Genomic DNA, 19,187 nt, shown 5'->3' on the forward strand with positions numbered 1-19,187 from the left:
AAGGTTTTGATCCAAACGCATTCCAAGGCGGCGAAGGTCAACAACAGCAAAAAGCTGATGACGGCGTTGTAGATGCTGAATTCACTGAAGTAAAAGATGACAAAAAATAATTTGTCGCTTTAACTGAAAAGCCGCGCGAAAGCGCGGTTTTTTTATTTCTCAGCTTGAAGGAATAAAATAAAAATTACCTAAATTTGATCGTATTTTCAGGCAAAGCTGTTTAAGTTAAATCAAACATGACAATAGCATCAACCATGAAAATTCTAATTTTTTTGCCTTTACTCACTAGCCTGAGCCTGACAGCCTGCACCCTACCTGTGGTATCTACTCCATCTCAGATCACTTCAACTCAATCTACCCAAGCCGTTGCCCAATTATTTGATCAGGCGCAAAGCTCTGGTGTTTTAGTGATTCAGCGTGGTCAACAGGTACAGGTCTATGGTAATGATTCAAGTCGTGCAAATACCGAATATGTTCCTGCCTCTACTTTTAAAATGCTCAATGCCCTGATTTGCCTGCAACATGGCAAAGCCACAACCAATGAAATTTTTAAATGGGATGGCAAGAAACGCAGTTTCGCAGCCTGGGAAAAAGACATGACTCTCGGCCAAGCTATGCAAGCTTCTGCTGTACCCGTCTATCAGGAACTGGCGCGTCGTATTGGCCTTGAACTGATGCAACAGGAAGTGCGACGCATCCAATTTGGTAATCAGCAGATTGGTCAGCAGGTCGATAACTTCTGGTTGGTGGGCCCTTTGAAAGTTACTCCAAAACAGGAAGTCGAATTTGTCTCTGCTCTAGCCCGAGAGCAACTTGCCTTTGATCCACAAGTCCAGCAGCAAGTCAAAGCCATGTTACTGCTACAGGAGCGGCAAGCTTATCGACTATATGCCAAATCCGGTTGGGGCATGGATGTGGAACCGCAAGTCGGCTGGCTCACCGGCTGGGTTGAAACACCGCAGGCTGAAATAGTGGCATTTTCACTGAATATGCAGATGCAAAATGGTATGAATCCGGCGATTCGCCTTGAAATTTTGCAGCAGGCTTTGGCCGAATTAGGGCTTTATCCAAAAGCAGAAGGATAATGCAAATAAGCATGGGAAAAGCGTTAAAATTGAGCTATATTTTTAAAAAATAAACATTTAAATAAAAGTATGCGCCTTCTGCTCTATCTGCTCGTAGTGGGATTGATCATGTCTGCCTATCTGCATATGCAAACTACAACCCATCCACAACTGCGCTATAACTCGCTGGCTGATCGCTTGACTCATCCTTTCGATACGCGTTTACGTTTCCGGATTGATCAAGTTGATTCAGGTTTTGGACTGAGCAAAGATCAAGTGATTCAACTGAGCAAGGAAGCGATCGAGATCTGGCATCAGGGAAGCAATCGTGACGATTTGATGGTCTATGATGAAAACGCCAGGCTGAGTATTCACTTAATCTATGATCAACGCCAGCAAGACTATGATGCCTTGAAAAAAGTCGAAAAACAGTTACTGGCAGATGACGCCAAGTATCAACGTCAGGTCAAAAATCTGGAAGCATCTCATCAGCATCTGGAAAGTCAGCAGCAACGCCTGATCCAGCAAAGAGATCAGATGAATAGTGAATTTCAGGCTCTGCAGCAACGACGCCGTCAGCCGAATTTATCTGCTTATGAGCGTGAGCAGATTGAATATGAAGTCTTGGCTTTACAGCGTAAATCGGAAAGTTTTCAACAGGAACTTCAGTACCTGCAGGAACAGCAAAGTTCCTTTAATATGAATGTTTCCATGCATCAACATGGTCTGCAAAATCATCAACAGAATATCATTCAAGCCCAACAGCGTTTCCCTGCCCGCGAATTTCATAAAGGCGTGTTTATGGGCAATCAAATTCATGTCTATCAGTTTGATGCAGAAGATGATCTTCGTCTGACTCTGGCACATGAACTCGGACATGCCTTGGGTCTGTATCACCATAATGACCCGGAAGCACTGATGTATCCGATGCTGGGTAAACAGAATCTGCAACACTTCCAGCTGCGACCTGCAGACAAGACCTTGCTTTATAACCGTTAAGTGATTAGTCCCAATCCCTTAATTAATTTAAGTGTATAAGTATTATAAAAAACACTCTATTCTGATTTCATGTTATTGTGATTGGCTAAATTGTTCAGGCCATCTTTGGAGATTCGTGTGAGTTACTACCATATTTTAATTGAAGTAAATGACCACATTAGTACGATTGATGAAACCCGTGATATCGAGATCTTTGATATCGAGGACATCCAACCCTATCTTCATTCGATTTTGCTGCCTTATTTCAATGAACAACTGATTGAACTCGACGATGAAAATCTGGAATATAAAGATATTCTGCATCTGGAAATCAAACAGACCTTATTACCGATCAATGACCTGATCGAAGAAGAACAGCGTCTGTTGCCAAGCGATACCGATATTACTATTAGCGCCTATGAAATTTTTAATAACCGCGAGTTAAGTCAGGATGTCACTACAGTGATCTTTGACCTGCTTGAAGCGGTAAAACTGGATAGCTAAACTTTCTCCAGATATAAAAAAGTCCTCATTGAGAGGACTTTTTTTGTGCATGGATTTAGATCGAGAATGAAGATCCACAACCACAGGTCGTAGTCGCATTCGGGTTTTGTACCACGAAACGTGAACCTTCCAGACCTTCTAAATAATCCACAACCGAACCGACCAGATATTGATAACTCAGTGAATCGACTAGGACTTTAACATCGCCATTGGCAAATTCTGCATCATCTTCATTCTGGCTTTCCGCAAAGTTAAAGCCATAAGAGAAACCTGAACAGCCGCCACCGGTCACATAGACACGGAGCATTAAGTCTTGGTTACCTTCACTGTCACGCAACTGGCGTACTTTATTTGCGGCATTGTCGGTGAGCACAAGCGCTTGGGCATTCATGGCGGATTCCTCTGTTGAATGGAATGTCTTTAAAAAGAAAAGACCATATTTAAGTATAGCACACTCAATATATGGTCAGTCTGCACAGATTAAAAGTCAAATCAGAGTAATTTTATCAGGATTATTTATAGTTCTCATCCTGTAAGGCACATTCAAAGTTTTGCGGATTCTGTTTGCAGCGGAATTGCCACAGCAATTTCATCATGCGTTTGTCATAAACCCCGCGTTTGGTCAGGTCAATTCGGGAATCCCGCATCATTTTTTGATAACCTGGTTTATCTGCCGCAGGAATATCCATCCAGAATTTCGATGGAATATCCGCTTTCATTTTACCCAAAATACCAAAGGCACGCGGTAACTGGCTCTTGACCCATTCACGTGATTTTTGTCCGTATCCTGCCGGGAATTTATCGGGACGGATAATAATATTACCTGTAACCTGCAATACCGGATAATTCACAATCGCACCTTTATTACCTAACCCTTTATGTAATTCTAAAGGCTTAAATGCTGCAGCTGGTGCACCGATAATATCCACCTGACCATTGTTAAACATACTGGCAAAATTGCTGATTTCGGCACTCACTGCTTGTGCACCGACCTGCTGTACCATGATTTTTTGTGCCTCGTCATGGCTTAGTACCGCAATTTTTTTACCGGCTGCTTTGGCAACGGTATTAATACTGCGGTCGTTCACTAACAGAAAAGCATCACCTACCGGAATCACTCCAACAATTTCATATTTACCTTGCAGCATTTGTTTGGCGAAGGTGGGACTGGCCAAGCCCTGCATCACTTTAACCGCCAGATTCAGATCGGTGATAGCCCCGATTGCATCCAGAGAACCGGTAAAATTATTAAACTGACGGCCACGCATCCCGGTAACACTAATGCCGTCACATTTCCCGGCTTTAAAATCTTCTGCAACCACCGCTTCATTGGTGTTCACCCGCAGTTCGACATCTGCACCCCAGTTTTTGGCTGCCAACTGATAGTCTTTCATCACACTATAGACATCACCGTTTTTACCGACCAGATCAAATACGCAAATCACCTGTTTGGCTTGCGCCAGCCCTGAAACAGCCAGTGTCGCCGTAGCCAATGCCAGTGCTTTCCATCCTCTATGCATCATCCTCATTTCCTTATCGCTTGTTTTTGTTATTGCAGTTTTAATCACATGTGATTGTTTTTTATATAAAAAATTCGACTTTAATAGTTAATCAAGCTTAAGCTATTTTATTCGCTACACAATGGCAGATCTGACCTGGTTCAGCCATAAAAAAGCCTAGATCAATCTAAGCTTTTTTCTTTAAAAATCAGATTATTCGCCAGCAATTGAACATTCAAAGTTGGCCTTATCGACAGAACAGCGTGCACGTTTTAAGACCGACATCATGCTGGCATCATAGATTCCGCGTTTGGTCATGTCCATCCGGCCATCACGTAACATTTTCTGATACTTGGTTTTATCTTCAGCGCTCAGATTCATTTTATATTTCGACGGAATACCCGCTTCCAGACGGCTGATCATCCCCATGCTCTTTGGCAGGTTTTTGATAAACCAGTCACGCGATTTCTGTCCAAAACCTGCGGGGAATTTTTCCGGACGAATCACAAAATCAGAGGTGACATGCAGCACCGGGAAATTAAACATCGCGCCGTTATTACCCAGACCTTTATAGATTTCTAATGGCTTGTAGGCATAAGCAGGCGCACCGACCATATCCACCTGACCATTGTTAAATTTGGCGACAAAGTTGGAAACATCTGAGATCACTGCCTGCGCACCGACGCGCTGTACCATGATTTTCTGGGCATCGTCATAGCCGAGTACGGCGAATTTCTTCCCTGCGGCTTTTTCAATCGAATTGATATTCTTGTCACGAACGAAAATAAATGCCGAACCCAGCGGGGAAATACCGGCAATTTCGTATTTCTTGCCGCCCATATTGCTGACCATTTTCGCTGCATTACGTTTGTCCAGAGCAAAACTGATCGCGCGCTGGGCAATGGCATTGCTTGGTGCGCCGCCCAGCGCATCAATGGAACCGGCAAATTTATTGTATTGACGGGCACGCATGGCGGTCATAAACACACCATCACATTTACCCGCCTTAAAGTCATTGTCGGCAACCGCTTCATCCTGACGGGCAATCAGATTGATTTCTGCGCCCAAGCCTTTTGCAGCCAGTGCCCATTCTTGCGCCATCTGGAAAGACTCACCGGATTTACCCAGTAAGTCAAACACACAGATATCGACTTTTTCTGCATGCGCCGCACTTGCAAAACCAAATGCAGAGAATGCAGCCAATGATAAGAGTGTTTTTTTCATTGTAGTTATCCTTTGAAATCTTGTTATTCGCTGAGTGTCCGTACACGGAACAAATATTAAGCAAGTTTAATTAAAAAAAATAGAGCATTTACTCCATTTAAAGCCAGCATTTTGGCCTATAAAGATAAATTAGCAGTAGTCGCCTAGGTTATTTTCAAATATATATTTAAATATCAATATTTTAATATTTAAAACTGCTTTCTTATAATTACATTTACCCAGATATAGTTACAAAGATATACATGATTTCAGATTTATTCGCCACCAATCGAACACTCAAAATTGGTTCTTTCTACCGTACAACGCGCGCGTTTCAATACGTTCATCATTCCCTGATCATAAATCCCCTGCCGGGTTAAATCGATCCGCCCATCACGCAAAATCTTTTGGTAGGCTATGCGGTCTTCATGGCTTAGATTTAAAATATATTTGCTTGGAATTTCAGCTTCCATGCGCTTGACCATGGCAAAGCTGAGCGGTAACTGTTTCACAAACCAGTTTCGGGATTGCGCGGCAAAGCTTGCCGGGAACTTTTCCTGACGAATAATCAGATCGGCAGTGACATTAATCACCGGAAAATTAATCATTGCGCCTTGACTGCCTAGTCCTTTCTGTAATTCCAGTGGTTTAAATGCATAAGCCGGTGCAGCGACAATATCCACTTCGCCCTGATTAAACTTACGAATAAAATTGGAAATTTCCGACATTACCGGTACTGCTCCAATCCGGTCGACCATGATTTTTTGCGCATAGTCATAATGCAGCACGGCAAATTTCTTGCCTTTGACCTGTTCCAGTTTATTTAGGGTACGATCACGAACAAAAATATAGGCCGGCCCAATCTGGCCGATGCCTGCTACTTCGAATTTTTCTTTGCCAATCTGGGTGATCAGGCGTTTGGTATTGCGTTTATCCAGCACATAGCTGATGGCTTTCATGGCAATGTCATTATTCGGCACACCGCCAATCGCATCAATTGATCCGGCAAATTTGTTATAGGCACGGGCACGCATTGAGGTCATATAGAAGGCATCACATTTTCCGGCTTTGACAGCCTGATCGACTTTGGCTTCATCCTGATAGGCACTTAGCTGAATTTCGGCACCCCAGCCTTTTGCTGCCAGTGCCCATTCCTCCAGCAGCTTGTAAGACTCACCAGATTTCCCCAGCAAATCAAAAACACAGACATTCACTCTGGCTTGAGTTGAAGTCGACACCAAAAGACCCAGTGCCGACAAAATTAAACATCCCTTTTTCATTTTTATTTGACTCTATGGTATTTTTTGCTCGATCAGCCTGAACTATAAACCACTGTTCATGCATAAAATAGAGCTTTTACTCAACTTGTGCGTCCATCCTAGATCAATTGACAGAGGTGAAAAGCGCACTCATTTCAGCAAAAACGGTAAGATTTTTCATTTTCACAGGGCTTTCCTTTAGAATAGGCGCATCTTATTTCTTAGCTTTGATTTCTCAATGATTCAGTTAGACCAGTTATCTATACGTCGCGGTGGACGTGTTTTATTTCAAAAAGCGTCGATGCAGTTACACCCAGGATGGAAAATTGGCCTAACCGGTGTCAATGGTGCTGGAAAATCAACCCTGTTTTCAGCCTTGCTGGGCGGCATGGAATCGGACACCGGTTCGCTGACCCGACCTGCGGTATGGACCGTGGCGCATATGGCTCAGGAAATCAAAGCATTGAATATGAAAGCCATTGATTTCGTATTGTCGGGTGATGAGGAATACTGGGATATTCAGCAGAAACTCGATCAGCCGGATCAACTGGATGATGCAGAACTGGCCCATTTATATGGCCGTTTTGATGAAATTTCAGGTTATTCAGCTCCCGCTAAAGCTTCACAACTGATGGCCGGTCTGGGCTTCTTTGAACATCAATCACAACTGGATGTTTCAAGTTTTTCCGGTGGCTGGCGGATGCGTTTAAACCTGGCGCGTACCTTAATGAGCCGTTCAGATTTATTGCTCCTCGATGAACCGACCAACCATCTGGACTTGGATGCGATTCTCTGGCTCGAAGACTGGCTCAAGGCTTATGAAGGCACCCTAGTACTGATTTCACATGACCGGGACTTCCTCGATGCGATTACCGATCACATTTTACATATCGAAAATCAGGAACTGATTTTATATACCGGTAACTATTCGACTTTCGAGCGTACCCGTAGTGAACGTCTGGCGCAGCAGCAACAGGCTTATGAAAAGCAGCTGGAAACCCGTGCGCATCTGCAAAAATATATTGACCGTTTTAAAGCACAAGCCACCAAAGCCAAACAGGCGCAGAGCCGGATCAAACAACTGGAACGTATGCAGGAACTGTCTGCTGCGCATGTCGATACGCCATTTACCTTCAGTTTCCGTGAACCCACCAAAATGAGTTCGCCGTTATTGCAACTGGAACATGCCGATATTGGTTATGGCGATAAGCTGATTGTGACTAATGTGAATTTACAGATCACGCCAAACAGCCGGATTGGTTTACTCGGGATGAATGGTGCCGGTAAATCGACGCTGATTAAAGCGCTGGTCGGTGACTTAAAACTGATTCAGGGCCTGCGTAAAGATTCAGAGCTACTGAATATTGGTTATTTTGCCCAGCATCAGATGGATGCACTGGATGGCAATGCCAGCCCGATGTTACAGCTGGCACGTATCGCAGATAAAAAAATCAGTGAAGCCAGCCTACGCTCCTTCTTGGGCAGCTTTGGTTTTAGCGGCGAACGTATGGATACGCCAAGTGAAAGTTTTTCGGGTGGTGAACGTGCACGTTTGGCCCTAGCGCTGATTGTATGGCAGCGTCCGAATGTACTAATTCTGGATGAGCCGACCAACCATTTAGACCTAGATATGCGTCATGCACTCACTATGGCCTTGCAAGATTTCCAGGGTGCCGTGGTTCTGGTTTCGCATGAACGTCAGCTCATCGCCAGCGTCTGTGATGAACTGCTACTGGTACATAATGGTCAATGCCGTGAGTTTGATGGTGATCTCACTGCCTATGCTGACTGGTTACGTCAAGCCCGTATTGAGATGATCAAAAAGGGACAGAAGCCAGCAGAACCCGTGAAATCCCAAGTCGAAGTCAAACCAACCATTTCCAAACTGGACAAAGAGGCACAACGTAAAGAAGCTGCTCGCCAGCGTGAGTTGAGTCGTCCGATTCGCAAGAATATTGAAAAATGCGAAGTACAGATGGCCAAACTGCAGCCGCGACTGGCTGAAATTGAAACCCTGTTAGGTGACAGTGCTTTATACGAAGCATCACGTAAAAATGATTTGCTGAAACTAATGAATGAGCAAACCGAGCTAAAAGCCAAACTGGAAACAGCCGAAGAACAGATGCTGGAACTGATGATGGAACTGGAAAGTCTGGAACAGTCGTTCTAAAGCTCTTTTAGTAAGATTCAAGATAAGAGAGATGAGTAACCAGCGTTGCTCATCTCTTTTTTATTCACTATTTTTAATGTTTTCTCTTCCATTTTTACCCCCTGTATTTTTTATCTACTTCTAGATGCTTCTTTAATTCGGTTCTTTTCTACTCATTCGACACATAAGGTCATGAATTACGTAAACCCTATATAAGTTTATTTTTTAAACAGCTGGATGCCTTATTTCATACATTAATTTACAGCGTGCTGTTTCATCCTAAGGCTCTAATACAAGTGTTTTTTTAATTTTTGGCAGCCTTGCTACGAGTCTGTTTAATGTTGAACTAGAGAGAGGAAATCCGCATGCGTGCTCTTACCTATCATGGTGCTCGGGATGTACGAGTTGAATCCGTTCCAGACCCGGTGATTCAGGAACCAGATGACGTTATTTTAAGGGTGACAGCCACCGCCATCTGTGGCTCAGATCTGCATTTATACCGGGGTAAAATCCCGGCCACTGAAGACGGTGATATTTTCGGCCATGAATTTATGGGAATTGTAGAAGAAGTCGGCCCTGAAGTAACCGAAGTCAAAAAAGGTGACCGGGTGATTATTCCCTTTGTGATTGCATGCGGTCACTGTTTTTTCTGTGAACATGAACTCATGGCTGCCTGCGAAAATACCAATACCGGCCGTGGTGCAATTCTCAACAAAAAACAGATCCCACCAGGGGCAGCTTTATTTGGCTTTAGCCATCTGTATGGTGGTGTACCGGGTGGTCAAGCTGAATATGTGCGGATTCCCAAGGGCAATGTCGGACCATTTAAGGTGCCAGGTTCCCTGCCTGATGAAAAAGTATTATTCCTGACCGATATTCTGCCAACCGCCTGGCAAGCAGTGAACAATGCCCAAGTCGGTCGAGGTTCCAGTGTGGCGATTTATGGTGCTGGCCCGGTCGGTCTGCTTTCTGCCGCCTGTGCGCGGATGCTCGGTGCCGAGCAGATCTTTATGGTCGATCACCATCCTTACCGTCTGCGTTTCGCACATCAAACCTATGGGGTGATTCCGGTCAATTTTGATGAAGTCGATGCCGCTGAATTTATCATTCAAAATACCACGGGTTATCGTGGAGTCGATGCCATCATTGATGCGGTCGGTTTTGAAGCCAAAGGTAGCATGCTGGAAACCGTAATGACCAGCCTGAAATTAGAAGGTTCGAGTGGTTCAGCGCTAAGACAATGTATTGCAGCGGTCCGCCGCGGCGGTGTGGTGAGTGTACCTGGAGTTTATGCTGGTCCAATTCATGGTTTCCTGTTTGGTGATGCCTTTGACAAAGGTTTAACCTTTAAAATGGGACAAACCCATGTGCATAACTACTTGCCGCAGTTGCTAGAACATATTGAAAATGGAGATCTGTCTCCAGATCTGATTATTACCCATCGCATGAAACTGGAAGATGCTGCGGAAGGTTACCGTATTTTTGATAAAAAGGAAGAAGACTGCCGTAAAGTCATTCTAACGCCATAAATATTATTAAAAAAAAGCGCCGTCAGGTGCTTTTTTATTTTTCATCGTCATTTTATCAAATCCTCTTTTTCCTGTTTCTAAGCAATAAGATTTCAGCAACCCCCATCCATCTTTTCTATCGATGAGTGAAAGAAGCACTCAATTTCCAATAATGAAATCAAGAAATAAGTAAAAAATTAGAATTAAAAAAGTTAAGCAAAAATCGATAAAAGTATGATTTTAAATAAAAATGAAAGTTCACTTGATTATTAAATTAATTATGTAGCTTAGCTACACCCTGAATTTTTAATTAAAAATATGTTCCACGCCAATGATTAGAAAAACTACAATGTATCCACAAGCACATAATTTATAATAATTTTTTTATTTTAAAACCAATCCAAGGAATCATCTGGTCACACTAACAATATCTCGCCAAATCTATTTTTAAATTTAAAATGCTATTTTAAATTTAAAAACATTTATCCACAAGACAATAGAGTTTAAATTTGAATTTAAAATAAAGAATTAATACATGGATTAAAGCTTGTGGAAAAATAGTATCTTATTCACATATAAATTATGGATAACTTTAGAGTTATCCACATATCTGATCAGGCTTGCTATATGCTTAAAGCAATATCATTCACGTATTATTTAGCTGATTAGAACAAATTTCTTATAAGCTATTGAAAATTTAAAATTTAGTTTTAGCAGCTTTTTATTTATTTTTGAGATATTGGATCTTCTGAATAGGCTATTTATTATTTTTTAGTCGAATCCACATGAAGTATTCGATCTGTTTTTATTACACGTATCTTTAAATACCACTTTGACTAATATAGTTTTCGCTTAGTGTTGTGAACCGCGTGCATACTTCTCATCGTATCAAGAGCGTCCTTCTACCTCACTTTCCTATTCAAAAATTATCTTAGAAGTTCCGAGGCAGATTATTTTTATAACGATATACTCATGCAGATTTTAGGTATTCTCCTGAACTGCTGATGTATACATAAACCCTTTTTTAGAGTCGATCTGGTTTATTCAACTTGGCTTTTAAAAACTAAAATGAACCCGTTCTATATCTAAAAACCTGTCCAAAATTACTTTATTCTGCCTAGCACACAGGATATGAGTAAAAAAAATCAAACATAAAAAAACGCCTTTCGAGGCGCTTTTTTATCTTTGATTTTATCCTGAGAGATCAGGCATCAATATCTGCATTCAAGGCATTTTCTTCAATGAAGGCACGACGTGGTTCTACATCATCGCCCATCAGGCAAGAGAACATACGATCCGCTTCAATCGCATCTGTGACTGTCACTTGCAGCATGTTACGATTATCTGGATCCATGGTGGTTTCCCACAACTGCTCTGCATTCATCTCACCCAAACCTTTATAGCGCTGGATCATCATGCCACGACGTGAGTCCTGTAAGATATGTTGCCAAACCTGATGGAAATTGCTGACCTGAATCTTGCGATCGCCTTTTTGCAAATATGCACCCTCTTCAAGCAGGCTAAACCAGCTCTTCGAGTTCTTTAATAAACGTGCATATTCACTTGAACCTAATAGTACCGAGTCTAACAGATAGCTATGTGGCAAGTTATGTACATAGATCGTGATACGTGGCAACCAGCTTGCAGTTTTTTGACCATCTGTCAGTTCTTTTTCAAAACGCTCCAGGGTTAATTCCGGACGTAATGTTGGCTGAATGGCTTCAATCGCTACACGCAGATTCTCACCCCATGTTTCCACATAAGTTTTGTCTTCCAGCTGGTCCAGCTTAAAGCCTTCCAGTGACAGCAGGGCATCAAGCAGACTCGCAGGATAACGCTGGGTCAAACGTGCCAAGCTCTTCTGGGAAGTCTGATAATCGGCAATCACATTCGCCAGTGCTTCACCACGAATCGCAGGCGCTTCTGCACTGATATGCAGTTCCAGCTCATCAATCGCATTCGAAATCAGGTAAGTTTCCAGTGCATCATTGTCTTTAATATACTGTTCCTGCTTGCCTTTTTTCAGCTTGTAGAGTGGTGGCTGAGCAATATAAATATGACCGCGCTCGACCAGTTCCGGCATTTGACGGAAGAAGAAAGTCAGCAGCAAGGTACGGATATGCGAACCATCCACGTCGGCATCGGTCATGATGATGATTTTGTGATAACGCAACTTGTCCGGATTATATTCTTCACGACCAATACCACAGCCCAAGGCGGTAATTAAAGTACCCACTTCGGCAGACGAAATCATGCGGTCAAAACGCGCACGTTCCACGTTCAGGATTTTACCTTTCAGCGGCAAAATCGCCTGCATTTTACGGTTACGGCCCTGCTTGGCCGAACCACCCGCAGAGTCACCTTCGACCAGGTACAGTTCAGACAGTGCTGGATCTTTTTCCTGACAGTCTGCCAGTTTTCCTGGCAGACCGGCAATATCCAGTGCGCTCTTACGACGGGTCATTTCACGGGCTTTACGCGCCGCATCACGCGCACGTGCGGCATCAATAATTTTGCCAGCAATCGATTTGGCTGCTTGTGGATTTTCTAGAAGATATTCAGAAAAAGCCTTGTTCATGGCCTGCTCAACCGCAGTTTTCACTTCACTCGAGACCAGTTTTTCTTTGGTCTGTGAAGAGAATTTGGGATCAGGCACTTTTACCGATACGATCGCAGTCAAACCTTCACGCGCATCATCACCTGAAACTGCAACTTTTTCTTTTTTCAGGATATTTTCGCTATCCATGTAGTTGTTTAAACCACGGGTTAGCGCCGCACGGAAACCGGCCAGATGCGTACCACCATCCTTTTGCGGGATGTTATTGGTAAAGCAGCGCACGTTTTCCTGATAGGAATCATTCCACTGTAATGCCACTTCTACCGTAATCCCGGTATCAGCCTGTGCAGCAGTAAAATGGAAAATATCATTCAGGTGCGTCTTGCCTTCGTTAATATATTTAACAAATTCAGACAGACCACCTTCGTAGTCATAGACGTGTTCAAGATTGACGCGCTCATCGCGAAGCACGATACGTACACCTGCGTTCAGGAACGACAGTTCACGCAAACGACGCGCCAGAATATCGACATTGAATATGGTTTGGCTAAAAGTTTCAGCGCTTGGGTAGAAACGAACAGTAGTACCCGATGTCTCAGTCGTACCTGTTTCACGTAGCTTATAAACCGGATCACCATGACGATATTCCTGTTCGTAGGTTTTACCCGCACGACGAATATTCAACAGGAGTTTTTCAGACAGCGCATTGACCACTGAAACACCGACACCATGCAGACCGCCAGAGACTTTATAGCTGTTGTCATCGAACTTACCGCCAGCATGCAGAATAGTTAAAATCACCTCTGCTGCAGACACGCCTTCTTCAGGGTGAATATCGGTCGGAATACCACGACCATTGTCAGAAACTGAAACCGATTCATCTTCATGGATGGTGACTATAATTTCATCACAGTGGCCCGCCAAGGCTTCGTCAATCGAGTTGTCGACTACTTCGAACACCATGTGGTGCAGGCCTGTACCATCGTCTGTGTCACCAATATACATGCCCGGACGCTTGCGGACTGCGTCTAAACCACGTAATACCTTGATGCTAGAGGAATCATAAGCCTTTTCAATGGTTTGTTCTGTTTGAGAAGCAGCTTGATCTTCTGAACTCATGGTTTCTCCCTAGTGAAAAATAGGTCTATCCAAAGATGGGTAAAACTTAAAAAATATTATTGCACAACTTGAACAGTACCGTTTTCAACACTGAATAACTGATATGAGATAGACAAATCATGTAAGTGCTTCTGTACTGCTTCATGGTCTAAGGTGGTAATAAAAACTTGACTACCAAGTTGGCTCAATCGCTCAATTAAACGTTGTTGTGCGGTTAAATCTAATTCTGCTGTCACATCATCTGATAATACCACAGTTTCCTTATTACAAGAATGTAGCATTGCGATTTGCGACAGTTTTAATGCGATCATCAGCAGCTTTTTCTGCCCCCGCGACAGGATTACATCTGCGTCCCCCATCGGGGTCTTTAAACGCAAATCTGCGCGATGTGGACCATATTCGGTATAGCGTCGCTCGCAGTCTTTTTCATGATGATTGGTCAGGTCATTCAGCAGACCGCTTTCACTATGGAAGCCTGGACTGTATTCCAGACTGACCTGCACCTCAGGTAACAACTGTTTCAGATCATCTTCAAAAAATGGCTTCCATTGTTCCACAATCCCGACACGCTGCGAATGCAGTATTTCTCCATATTCACTCAGCATCTGGTTCCACGGTTCCAGATCGGAAAGACTGAGAAAGCGTTTGCTTTTGAGCAGGCTGTTCCGCTGTTTCAGCGCACGCGAATAATATTGCCAGGCATGATAAAATTCCGGTTCCACGTGGAACATTAACCAGTCGAGCAATTGACGTCGTGGCTTAGCCCCATGATCGATAATATCGGTACTTTGTGGATCAATCAGCTGCAAGGGCAACAGTTTGGCCAGTTGGCCCTGAGTCGCGACCAGATCACCATTGACCTTGATCAACTGTTCCCCGCCAGCCATTTTTTGCATGCCTATTTTTTCAGTCGCGGACTGTGCAAACACAATCGCATCCTGTGCGCCATGCTGGATATAATTTTTGGGAATATGGGTACGGAAGGAACGCCCGGCAGCCAGTAAATGAATCGCCTCTAAAATCGAGGTTTTACCTGAACCATTTTGGCCATAAAAAACATTAAACGGCTGCAATCCGTGGAGAGCAACCGTCTTTAAATTCCGCACACGCTCAATATGTAAACGCGTAATATGCATGTCTTATATGAATATCAGGAGCCGCGGCTTAAACACGCATCGGCATGACGACATAGGTTTGATCCGTATGCGCCGGGTCTTGTACCAAGACAGACTGATTCGCTTCAGTCATGGTCATTGACACATCATCGCCATCCAGCACACCGAGTACTTCAATCAGATACTGCGCATTAAATGACATTTCTAGCGGTGAATCGGCATATTGAATCGCCAGATCTTCAATCGCTTCATCCTGCTCCGGGTTATTCGCGCGAAGCTGCAAGGAATCGGCATTGAAGTTTAGAAATACACCACGCAGCTTTTCATTACTTAAAATCGCCACACGCTGCAAAGACTGCTTGAACACATCATGCGCGATCATCACCACTTTGTCGCCACCACGTGGAATCACACGGCGGTAGTCCGGGAACTTACCATCAATCAGTTTGGTGGTGAAACGCACGGTAATATCAGCCTGCTCTTTGTCACGACTTGGCATATTGATGGTCACATTCAACAGTTCACGACCAATCAATAGAGATAATTGTTCATCTTCAACGCTGAGCAGGCGCTGTAATTCTGCAACGGCCTTACGTGGCACAATTGCCTGAATCGGCTGTGTTGCAGTGGATTGTGCCGCTGTTTCACAGAGTGCCAGACGGTGGCCATCGGTAGTCACTGCACGTAGCTGATTGGCATCAATTTCCAGCAAAGTACCGGTCAGGTAAAAACGTACATCCTGAACCGCCATGGCAAAAGCAGTTTTTTCAAACAGACGTTTCAGTTCACGCTGTGTCACCGTCACTTGCGTGCCTTGGGTATTTTCAGTGTTCAGCAATGGATAATCATCAGCAGGCAATGTCCCCAATACAAAACGGCTATTGCCCGATTTAAGGATGCAGCGCTGATCTTCAGTAATATGCAAATCCACGAGTGCCGCTGAAGGAAGTGACTTACAGATATCAATCAGCTTACGTGCAGGAACTGTGGTCTCGCCTTCCTGCAAACATGCACCTTCAGCTAGTGCTGTACTCGCCACCAGTTCGACTTCCAGGTCGGAACCGGTCACGGTCAATGCTTGCGCAGTCACCTGAATTTTCAGGTTAGACAAGATATTCAAGGTATGGCGACGTTCAACCGCTCCTACGACATGTGAGAGAACATTCAGTAAGCTTTCTTTCGCGATTTTTAAACGCACGGTGCATTCCTCTAAAGCTGAAGATTAATATAGAAAAAAGTGTTTTTTGACGGTTTACTATGCGGCAAAAGCAGCCGCATAGCAAGAATAGAATTTGAGCGATTTAGGTCAACTTTGCAACAGACGTTGCAGGTTTTTATAGTCTTCGTTAAAGATCGGATCTTCTTCACGCAGACTCTGTACTTTCTCGCAAGCATGCATCACGGTACTGTGATCACGACCGCCAAAAGCCATACCAATTTCCGGAAAACTGTCACCTGTTAATTCACGTGCCAGCCCCATCGCCAGCTGACGTGGACGGGCATAAATCCGGGTACGTTTTGGACCGACCAGTTCTTTCAGTGGAATCCGGAAATACTCACTGACCACACGCTGAATGTTTTCGGTACTGATGGTACGGGCACGAATTGCCAGTACATCTTTTAAAGATTCACGCACTACATCCAGATCAATTGGGGTGCCTTTAAAACGTGAAATCGCCACCACTTTGTTCAGCGCACCTTCAAGCTCACGTACGTTGGCCACCACCTGCTGGGCAATAAACAGCGCACAGTTACGTGGTAAATCAACCTGGTTGCTTTCGGCTTTTTTCAGCAGAATTTCAATTCGGGTTTCAATATCTGGTGGTTCAACCCCGACCGACAAGCCCCAGGAAAAGCGTGAAACCAGACGTGGATCCAGTTCGGTTAGTTCTTTAGGATAACGATCCGAAGTTAGAATGATCTGTTTGGACTCGTCCAGAAGTGCGTTAAAGGTGTAGAAAAACTCGACCAGACTGGCTTCTTTACCGGCCAGCAAGTGAATATCATCGACCAGTAATAAATCCAGAGAACGGCAGTTTTTCTTAAACTCTTCGACTTTGCCCTGCTGCAACGAGCTGACAAAATCCTGCACAAAACTTTCTGCGGTCATATACATGACGCGTGCATTCGGTTTTGCCTGCAACAATGCATTACCGACCGCCTGCATCAAGTGGGTTTTACCAAGGCCGGTCGGACCATATAAAAATAAGGGGTTGTGCTGTGAAGCACCCAGCTGGGTCAGCACCTTGCGACAGGTTTCAGCCGCCATCTGGTTAGATCGACCTTCCACAAACAGCGAGAAGGTAAACAAAGGATTTAACTGACGTCTACGGCTATTTTTGCCGCTGTCTTCTTTTTCTTTCTTCGGTTTCGGCACCGGCATCGGTGTCGAGGTCAATGCCGCAGTCGTGGTCGCCGGTTGTTCACTGGCAGATAAAATCGCCCCTGGACGTGAATCAACTAAAATCTCAACCTTGCGTACCCGTCCTTCAGACAACTGTTCTGCCAGAATCGTAATCAGTTCCAGATGATGTTCTTGAATGTAACGCGTCCAGTAAGGATTAGGTGCATACAGACGCAAGCTGTCTTCCAGCTCTTCTGCAACCAATGGGCGAATCCACATTGTAAAGACATTTCCAGAGAGCTCTTGTCGCAGGCGATTTAAGCAGTCCGTCCAAAGCATGTGAATCCCCTATTCATTCCATTGTTCATTCAAAAAAGATGACCGCGACCAAAAGCGGGTCGCCATTCTAACCAAGTTATCCACATCTGTCATGGCAATTTCCACAAAAACTGTGCAAAAAGAAATCACCATTGCATAAATTTAAATTTAAAACCCAGTGTGGATAAGTTTATCCGCAAACTGTGGATAAAATATATCATAAAGTTATCCACAAAGTATAAAATTAATAGAAACAGCCTTATCCACAACATAAGCTTATGTTTAATTAAATAAAAAGTGGCTTATCCATAGAAAAAGTGCTCCCTAATAGTAATAAATTTAAATTTATAAATTTGAATTTACTTATAAGATCACTGGTTTTTGTGGATAATTCAAAAAACTTCAAATTTAAATTCAAAATCACAGATTAAATTTAAACTCTAGATAACATGTGGATAACTTTGTTGATAGAGTTGTTCATAACTTATATATATTTATATAACAATAACTTAATTTGTGATTAACTTGAATTGAACTATTTTTAATCCAGTTCTCTGAAAAACCAGGGTCTTTATCTTTTTTGATCTTATTTGAAAAGAAAACCGCTTTTGCATTGACAGCTCAAGCAATGAGCACTAAAATCGCGGACCTTCATAGAAAGATCATTTTTTGGAGTTTCAATATGAAACGTACATTCCAACCGTCTGAATTAAAGCGTAAGCGTGTTCATGGTTTCCGTGCTCGTATGGCTACTAAAGCTGGTCGTCAAGTATTAGCTCGCCGTCGTGCAAAAGGTCGTCATAGCTTAACTGTTTAATCAGTTACGCTAAGACGATTTTGGGTGTTATGACAAAACTTTATAGTTTTGGCACAGAGTTGCGATTACGCTGTGCTGCCGATTATAAAGGTGTCTTTGATGGTGCGCTTTTTAAAGTGCATCAACCCCATTTCTTATTTCTTGCAAAACATTCCGAACTGCCAAATAGCCGTTTGGGTTTAGTTGTTGCCAAGAAGAAAGTGCGACGCGCACACGAAAGAAATCGAGTAAAACGACTTGCTCGCGAAAGTTTTCGCCTGCATCAGCAGCAATTAGATGACTTAGACATTGTAATCATGCCGAAAATGGGTGTTGAAGCAGTGCCTAATGCAGAATTGCACCAGCAATTACAATTTGCCTGGCAGAAACTTAACCGTCTTGCCAAAAAGCATTCAAAAATAGCCCCCTCCCCACAAAAGTAGAGTTGGCCAATGGTACGTTTACTGCATTGGTTGATCCGTTTCTATCAGATTGCGATTAGTCCTTTTCTTGGACCGCGCTGTCGTTATATTCCAACTTGTTCTCAATATTCCTTGGAAGCAGTCCAGATGCATGGCGCTGGGCGTGGAGTGTGGCTGGCTACAAAACGTATTTGCCGTTGTCATCCGTGGGGGGGCTCGGGATATGATCCTGTTCCCTCAAAAGCGATTCGTTTTATTTCATTTCAGCAAATAGATTCTCAAACGCTTCACGTTGCTGTACCCTTTCGTGATCGTTTATTGAACCAAAATCACTCTCACCACTTGGGGTAAT

At 43.5% G+C, this 19,187-nt stretch carries 17 protein-coding genes; 9 read left to right on the forward strand and 8 right to left on the reverse strand.

The annotated features are described in order from the left end of the window. The 4 genes from WAK81_RS01365 to WAK81_RS01380 all read left to right on the forward strand — a co-directional run. A partial coding sequence (locus WAK81_RS01365; RefSeq protein ID WP_422195394.1) for a hypothetical protein occupies window positions 1-110 on the forward strand: 110 nt, incomplete at its 5' end. Window positions 111-254: 144 nt separating this feature from the next. After that, window positions 255-1,085, forward strand: a complete 831-nt coding sequence (gene blaOXA, locus WAK81_RS01370) for an OXA-134 family carbapenem-hydrolyzing class D beta-lactamase (RefSeq protein ID WP_422195375.1) — start codon at window positions 255-257, stop codon at window positions 1,083-1,085. Window positions 1,086-1,154: 69 nt separating this feature from the next. Continuing rightward, a complete protein-coding gene (locus tag WAK81_RS01375; RefSeq protein WP_422195376.1) occupies window positions 1,155-2,063 on the forward strand; it encodes a matrixin family metalloprotease in 909 nt (302 codons plus the stop codon). A gap of 105 nt (window positions 2,064-2,168) precedes the next feature. Continuing rightward, the gene (locus WAK81_RS01380) at window positions 2,169-2,546 is read left to right on the forward strand and encodes a hypothetical protein (protein ID WP_016806936.1); all 378 of its coding nucleotides are present in this window, start codon (window positions 2,169-2,171) and stop codon (window positions 2,544-2,546) included. A 55-nt stretch (window positions 2,547-2,601) separates the two neighbouring features. Here the strand turns inward: WAK81_RS01380 and erpA are convergent, their stop codons facing one another. The 4 genes from erpA to WAK81_RS01400 all read right to left on the reverse strand — a co-directional run bounded on the left by erpA (window position 2,602) and on the right by WAK81_RS01400 (window position 6,528). Continuing rightward, window positions 2,602-2,937, reverse strand: a complete 336-nt coding sequence (gene erpA, locus WAK81_RS01385) for an iron-sulfur cluster insertion protein ErpA (RefSeq protein ID WP_004281944.1) — start codon at window positions 2,935-2,937, stop codon at window positions 2,602-2,604. A gap of 121 nt (window positions 2,938-3,058) precedes the next feature. Then, window positions 3,059-4,066: a putative solute-binding protein gene (locus WAK81_RS01390; RefSeq protein ID WP_422195395.1), complete on the reverse strand. Its 1,008-nt coding sequence runs from the start codon at window positions 4,064-4,066 to the stop codon at window positions 3,059-3,061. A 192-nt stretch (window positions 4,067-4,258) separates the two neighbouring features. After that, window positions 4,259-5,269, reverse strand: a complete 1,011-nt coding sequence (locus WAK81_RS01395) for a putative solute-binding protein (protein WP_422195377.1) — start codon at window positions 5,267-5,269, stop codon at window positions 4,259-4,261. 254 nt (window positions 5,270-5,523) lie between these two features. Beyond that, window positions 5,524-6,528 carry a putative solute-binding protein gene (locus WAK81_RS01400; RefSeq protein ID WP_422195378.1) on the reverse strand — a complete coding sequence of 335 codons (1,005 nt, stop codon included), beginning with the start codon at window positions 6,526-6,528 and terminating at the stop codon, window positions 5,524-5,526. Window positions 6,529-6,745: 217 nt separating this feature from the next. Here WAK81_RS01400 and WAK81_RS01405 point away from each other — a divergent pair, with 217 nt between their 5' ends. Beyond that, window positions 6,746-8,677 (forward strand): ATP-binding cassette domain-containing protein, encoded by a 1,932-nt coding sequence (locus tag WAK81_RS01405; protein ID WP_422195379.1) that lies wholly within the window; start codon window positions 6,746-6,748, stop codon window positions 8,675-8,677. Between the two features lie 344 nt (window positions 8,678-9,021). After that, the gene (locus tag WAK81_RS01410) at window positions 9,022-10,185 is read left to right on the forward strand and encodes a zinc-dependent alcohol dehydrogenase (RefSeq protein ID WP_422195380.1); all 1,164 of its coding nucleotides are present in this window, start codon (window positions 9,022-9,024) and stop codon (window positions 10,183-10,185) included. Between the two features lie 1,183 nt (window positions 10,186-11,368). Here WAK81_RS01410 and gyrB read toward each other — a convergent pair. The 4 genes from gyrB to dnaA form a co-directional block, all read right to left on the reverse strand. Beyond that, the gene (gene gyrB / locus WAK81_RS01415) at window positions 11,369-13,840 is read right to left on the reverse strand and encodes a DNA topoisomerase (ATP-hydrolyzing) subunit B (protein WP_422195381.1); all 2,472 of its coding nucleotides are present in this window, start codon (window positions 13,838-13,840) and stop codon (window positions 11,369-11,371) included. A 56-nt stretch (window positions 13,841-13,896) separates the two neighbouring features. Then, window positions 13,897-14,976, reverse strand: coding sequence for a DNA replication/repair protein RecF (gene recF / locus WAK81_RS01420; RefSeq protein WP_422195382.1), 1,080 nt, complete (start codon window positions 14,974-14,976; stop codon window positions 13,897-13,899). Between the two features lie 28 nt (window positions 14,977-15,004). Then, window positions 15,005-16,153: a DNA polymerase III subunit beta gene (gene dnaN, locus WAK81_RS01425; protein ID WP_422195383.1), complete on the reverse strand. Its 1,149-nt coding sequence runs from the start codon at window positions 16,151-16,153 to the stop codon at window positions 15,005-15,007. A gap of 108 nt (window positions 16,154-16,261) precedes the next feature. After that, window positions 16,262-17,638 (reverse strand): chromosomal replication initiator protein DnaA, encoded by a 1,377-nt coding sequence (dnaA, locus tag WAK81_RS01430; RefSeq protein ID WP_004281934.1) that lies wholly within the window; start codon window positions 17,636-17,638, stop codon window positions 16,262-16,264. 661 nt (window positions 17,639-18,299) lie between these two features. Between dnaA and rpmH the strand changes: the two genes are divergently transcribed. Genes rpmH through yidD form a run of 3 tightly spaced genes read left to right on the forward strand, consistent with a single transcriptional unit; the run spans window position 18,300 to window position 19,186 of the window. Continuing rightward, complete coding sequence (gene rpmH, locus WAK81_RS01435; protein ID WP_000831329.1) at window positions 18,300-18,434, forward strand: 50S ribosomal protein L34; 135 nt, start codon at window positions 18,300-18,302, stop codon at window positions 18,432-18,434. Window positions 18,435-18,463: 29 nt separating this feature from the next. After that, window positions 18,464-18,856: a ribonuclease P protein component gene (gene rnpA / locus WAK81_RS01440; RefSeq protein WP_004281932.1), complete on the forward strand. Its 393-nt coding sequence runs from the start codon at window positions 18,464-18,466 to the stop codon at window positions 18,854-18,856. Between the two features lie 9 nt (window positions 18,857-18,865). Continuing rightward, on the forward strand, window positions 18,866-19,186 hold the full coding sequence (yidD, locus tag WAK81_RS01445) for a membrane protein insertion efficiency factor YidD (RefSeq protein ID WP_422195384.1): 321 nt from the start codon (window positions 18,866-18,868) through the stop codon (window positions 19,184-19,186). The last annotated feature ends 1 nt before the right edge of the window (window position 19,187 follow it).

This window comes from Acinetobacter sp. (assembly GCF_049284435.1).
In the GTDB taxonomy this organism is placed as follows: Bacteria; Pseudomonadota; Gammaproteobacteria; order Pseudomonadales; family Moraxellaceae; genus Acinetobacter.

Coding starts and splice junctions, on each gene's coding strand:
- blaOXA (WP_422195375.1), top strand. CDS start 255: ATGAAAATTCTAATTTTTTTGCCTTTACTCACTAGCCTGAGCCTGACA.
- WAK81_RS01375 (WP_422195376.1), top strand. CDS start 1,155: ATGCGCCTTCTGCTCTATCTGCTCGTAGTGGGATTGATCATGTCTGCC.
- erpA (WP_004281944.1), bottom strand. CDS start 2,937: ATGAATGCCCAAGCGCTTGTGCTCACCGACAATGCCGCAAATAAAGTA.
- WAK81_RS01390 (WP_422195395.1), bottom strand. CDS start 4,066: ATGCATAGAGGATGGAAAGCACTGGCATTGGCTACGGCGACACTGGCT.
- WAK81_RS01395 (WP_422195377.1), bottom strand. CDS start 5,269: ATGAAAAAAACACTCTTATCATTGGCTGCATTCTCTGCATTTGGTTTT.
- WAK81_RS01400 (WP_422195378.1), bottom strand. CDS start 6,528: ATGAAAAAGGGATGTTTAATTTTGTCGGCACTGGGTCTTTTGGTGTCG.
- WAK81_RS01405 (WP_422195379.1), top strand. CDS start 6,746: ATGATTCAGTTAGACCAGTTATCTATACGTCGCGGTGGACGTGTTTTA.
- WAK81_RS01410 (WP_422195380.1), top strand. CDS start 9,022: ATGCGTGCTCTTACCTATCATGGTGCTCGGGATGTACGAGTTGAATCC.
- gyrB (WP_422195381.1), bottom strand. CDS start 13,840: ATGAGTTCAGAAGATCAAGCTGCTTCTCAAACAGAACAAACCATTGAA.
- recF (WP_422195382.1), bottom strand. CDS start 14,976: ATGCATATTACGCGTTTACATATTGAGCGTGTGCGGAATTTAAAGACG.
- dnaA (WP_004281934.1), bottom strand. CDS start 17,638: ATGCTTTGGACGGACTGCTTAAATCGCCTGCGACAAGAGCTCTCTGGA.
- rpmH (WP_000831329.1), top strand. CDS start 18,300: ATGAAACGTACATTCCAACCGTCTGAATTAAAGCGTAAGCGTGTTCAT.
- rnpA (WP_004281932.1), top strand. CDS start 18,464: ATGACAAAACTTTATAGTTTTGGCACAGAGTTGCGATTACGCTGTGCT.
- yidD (WP_422195384.1), top strand. CDS start 18,866: ATGGTACGTTTACTGCATTGGTTGATCCGTTTCTATCAGATTGCGATT.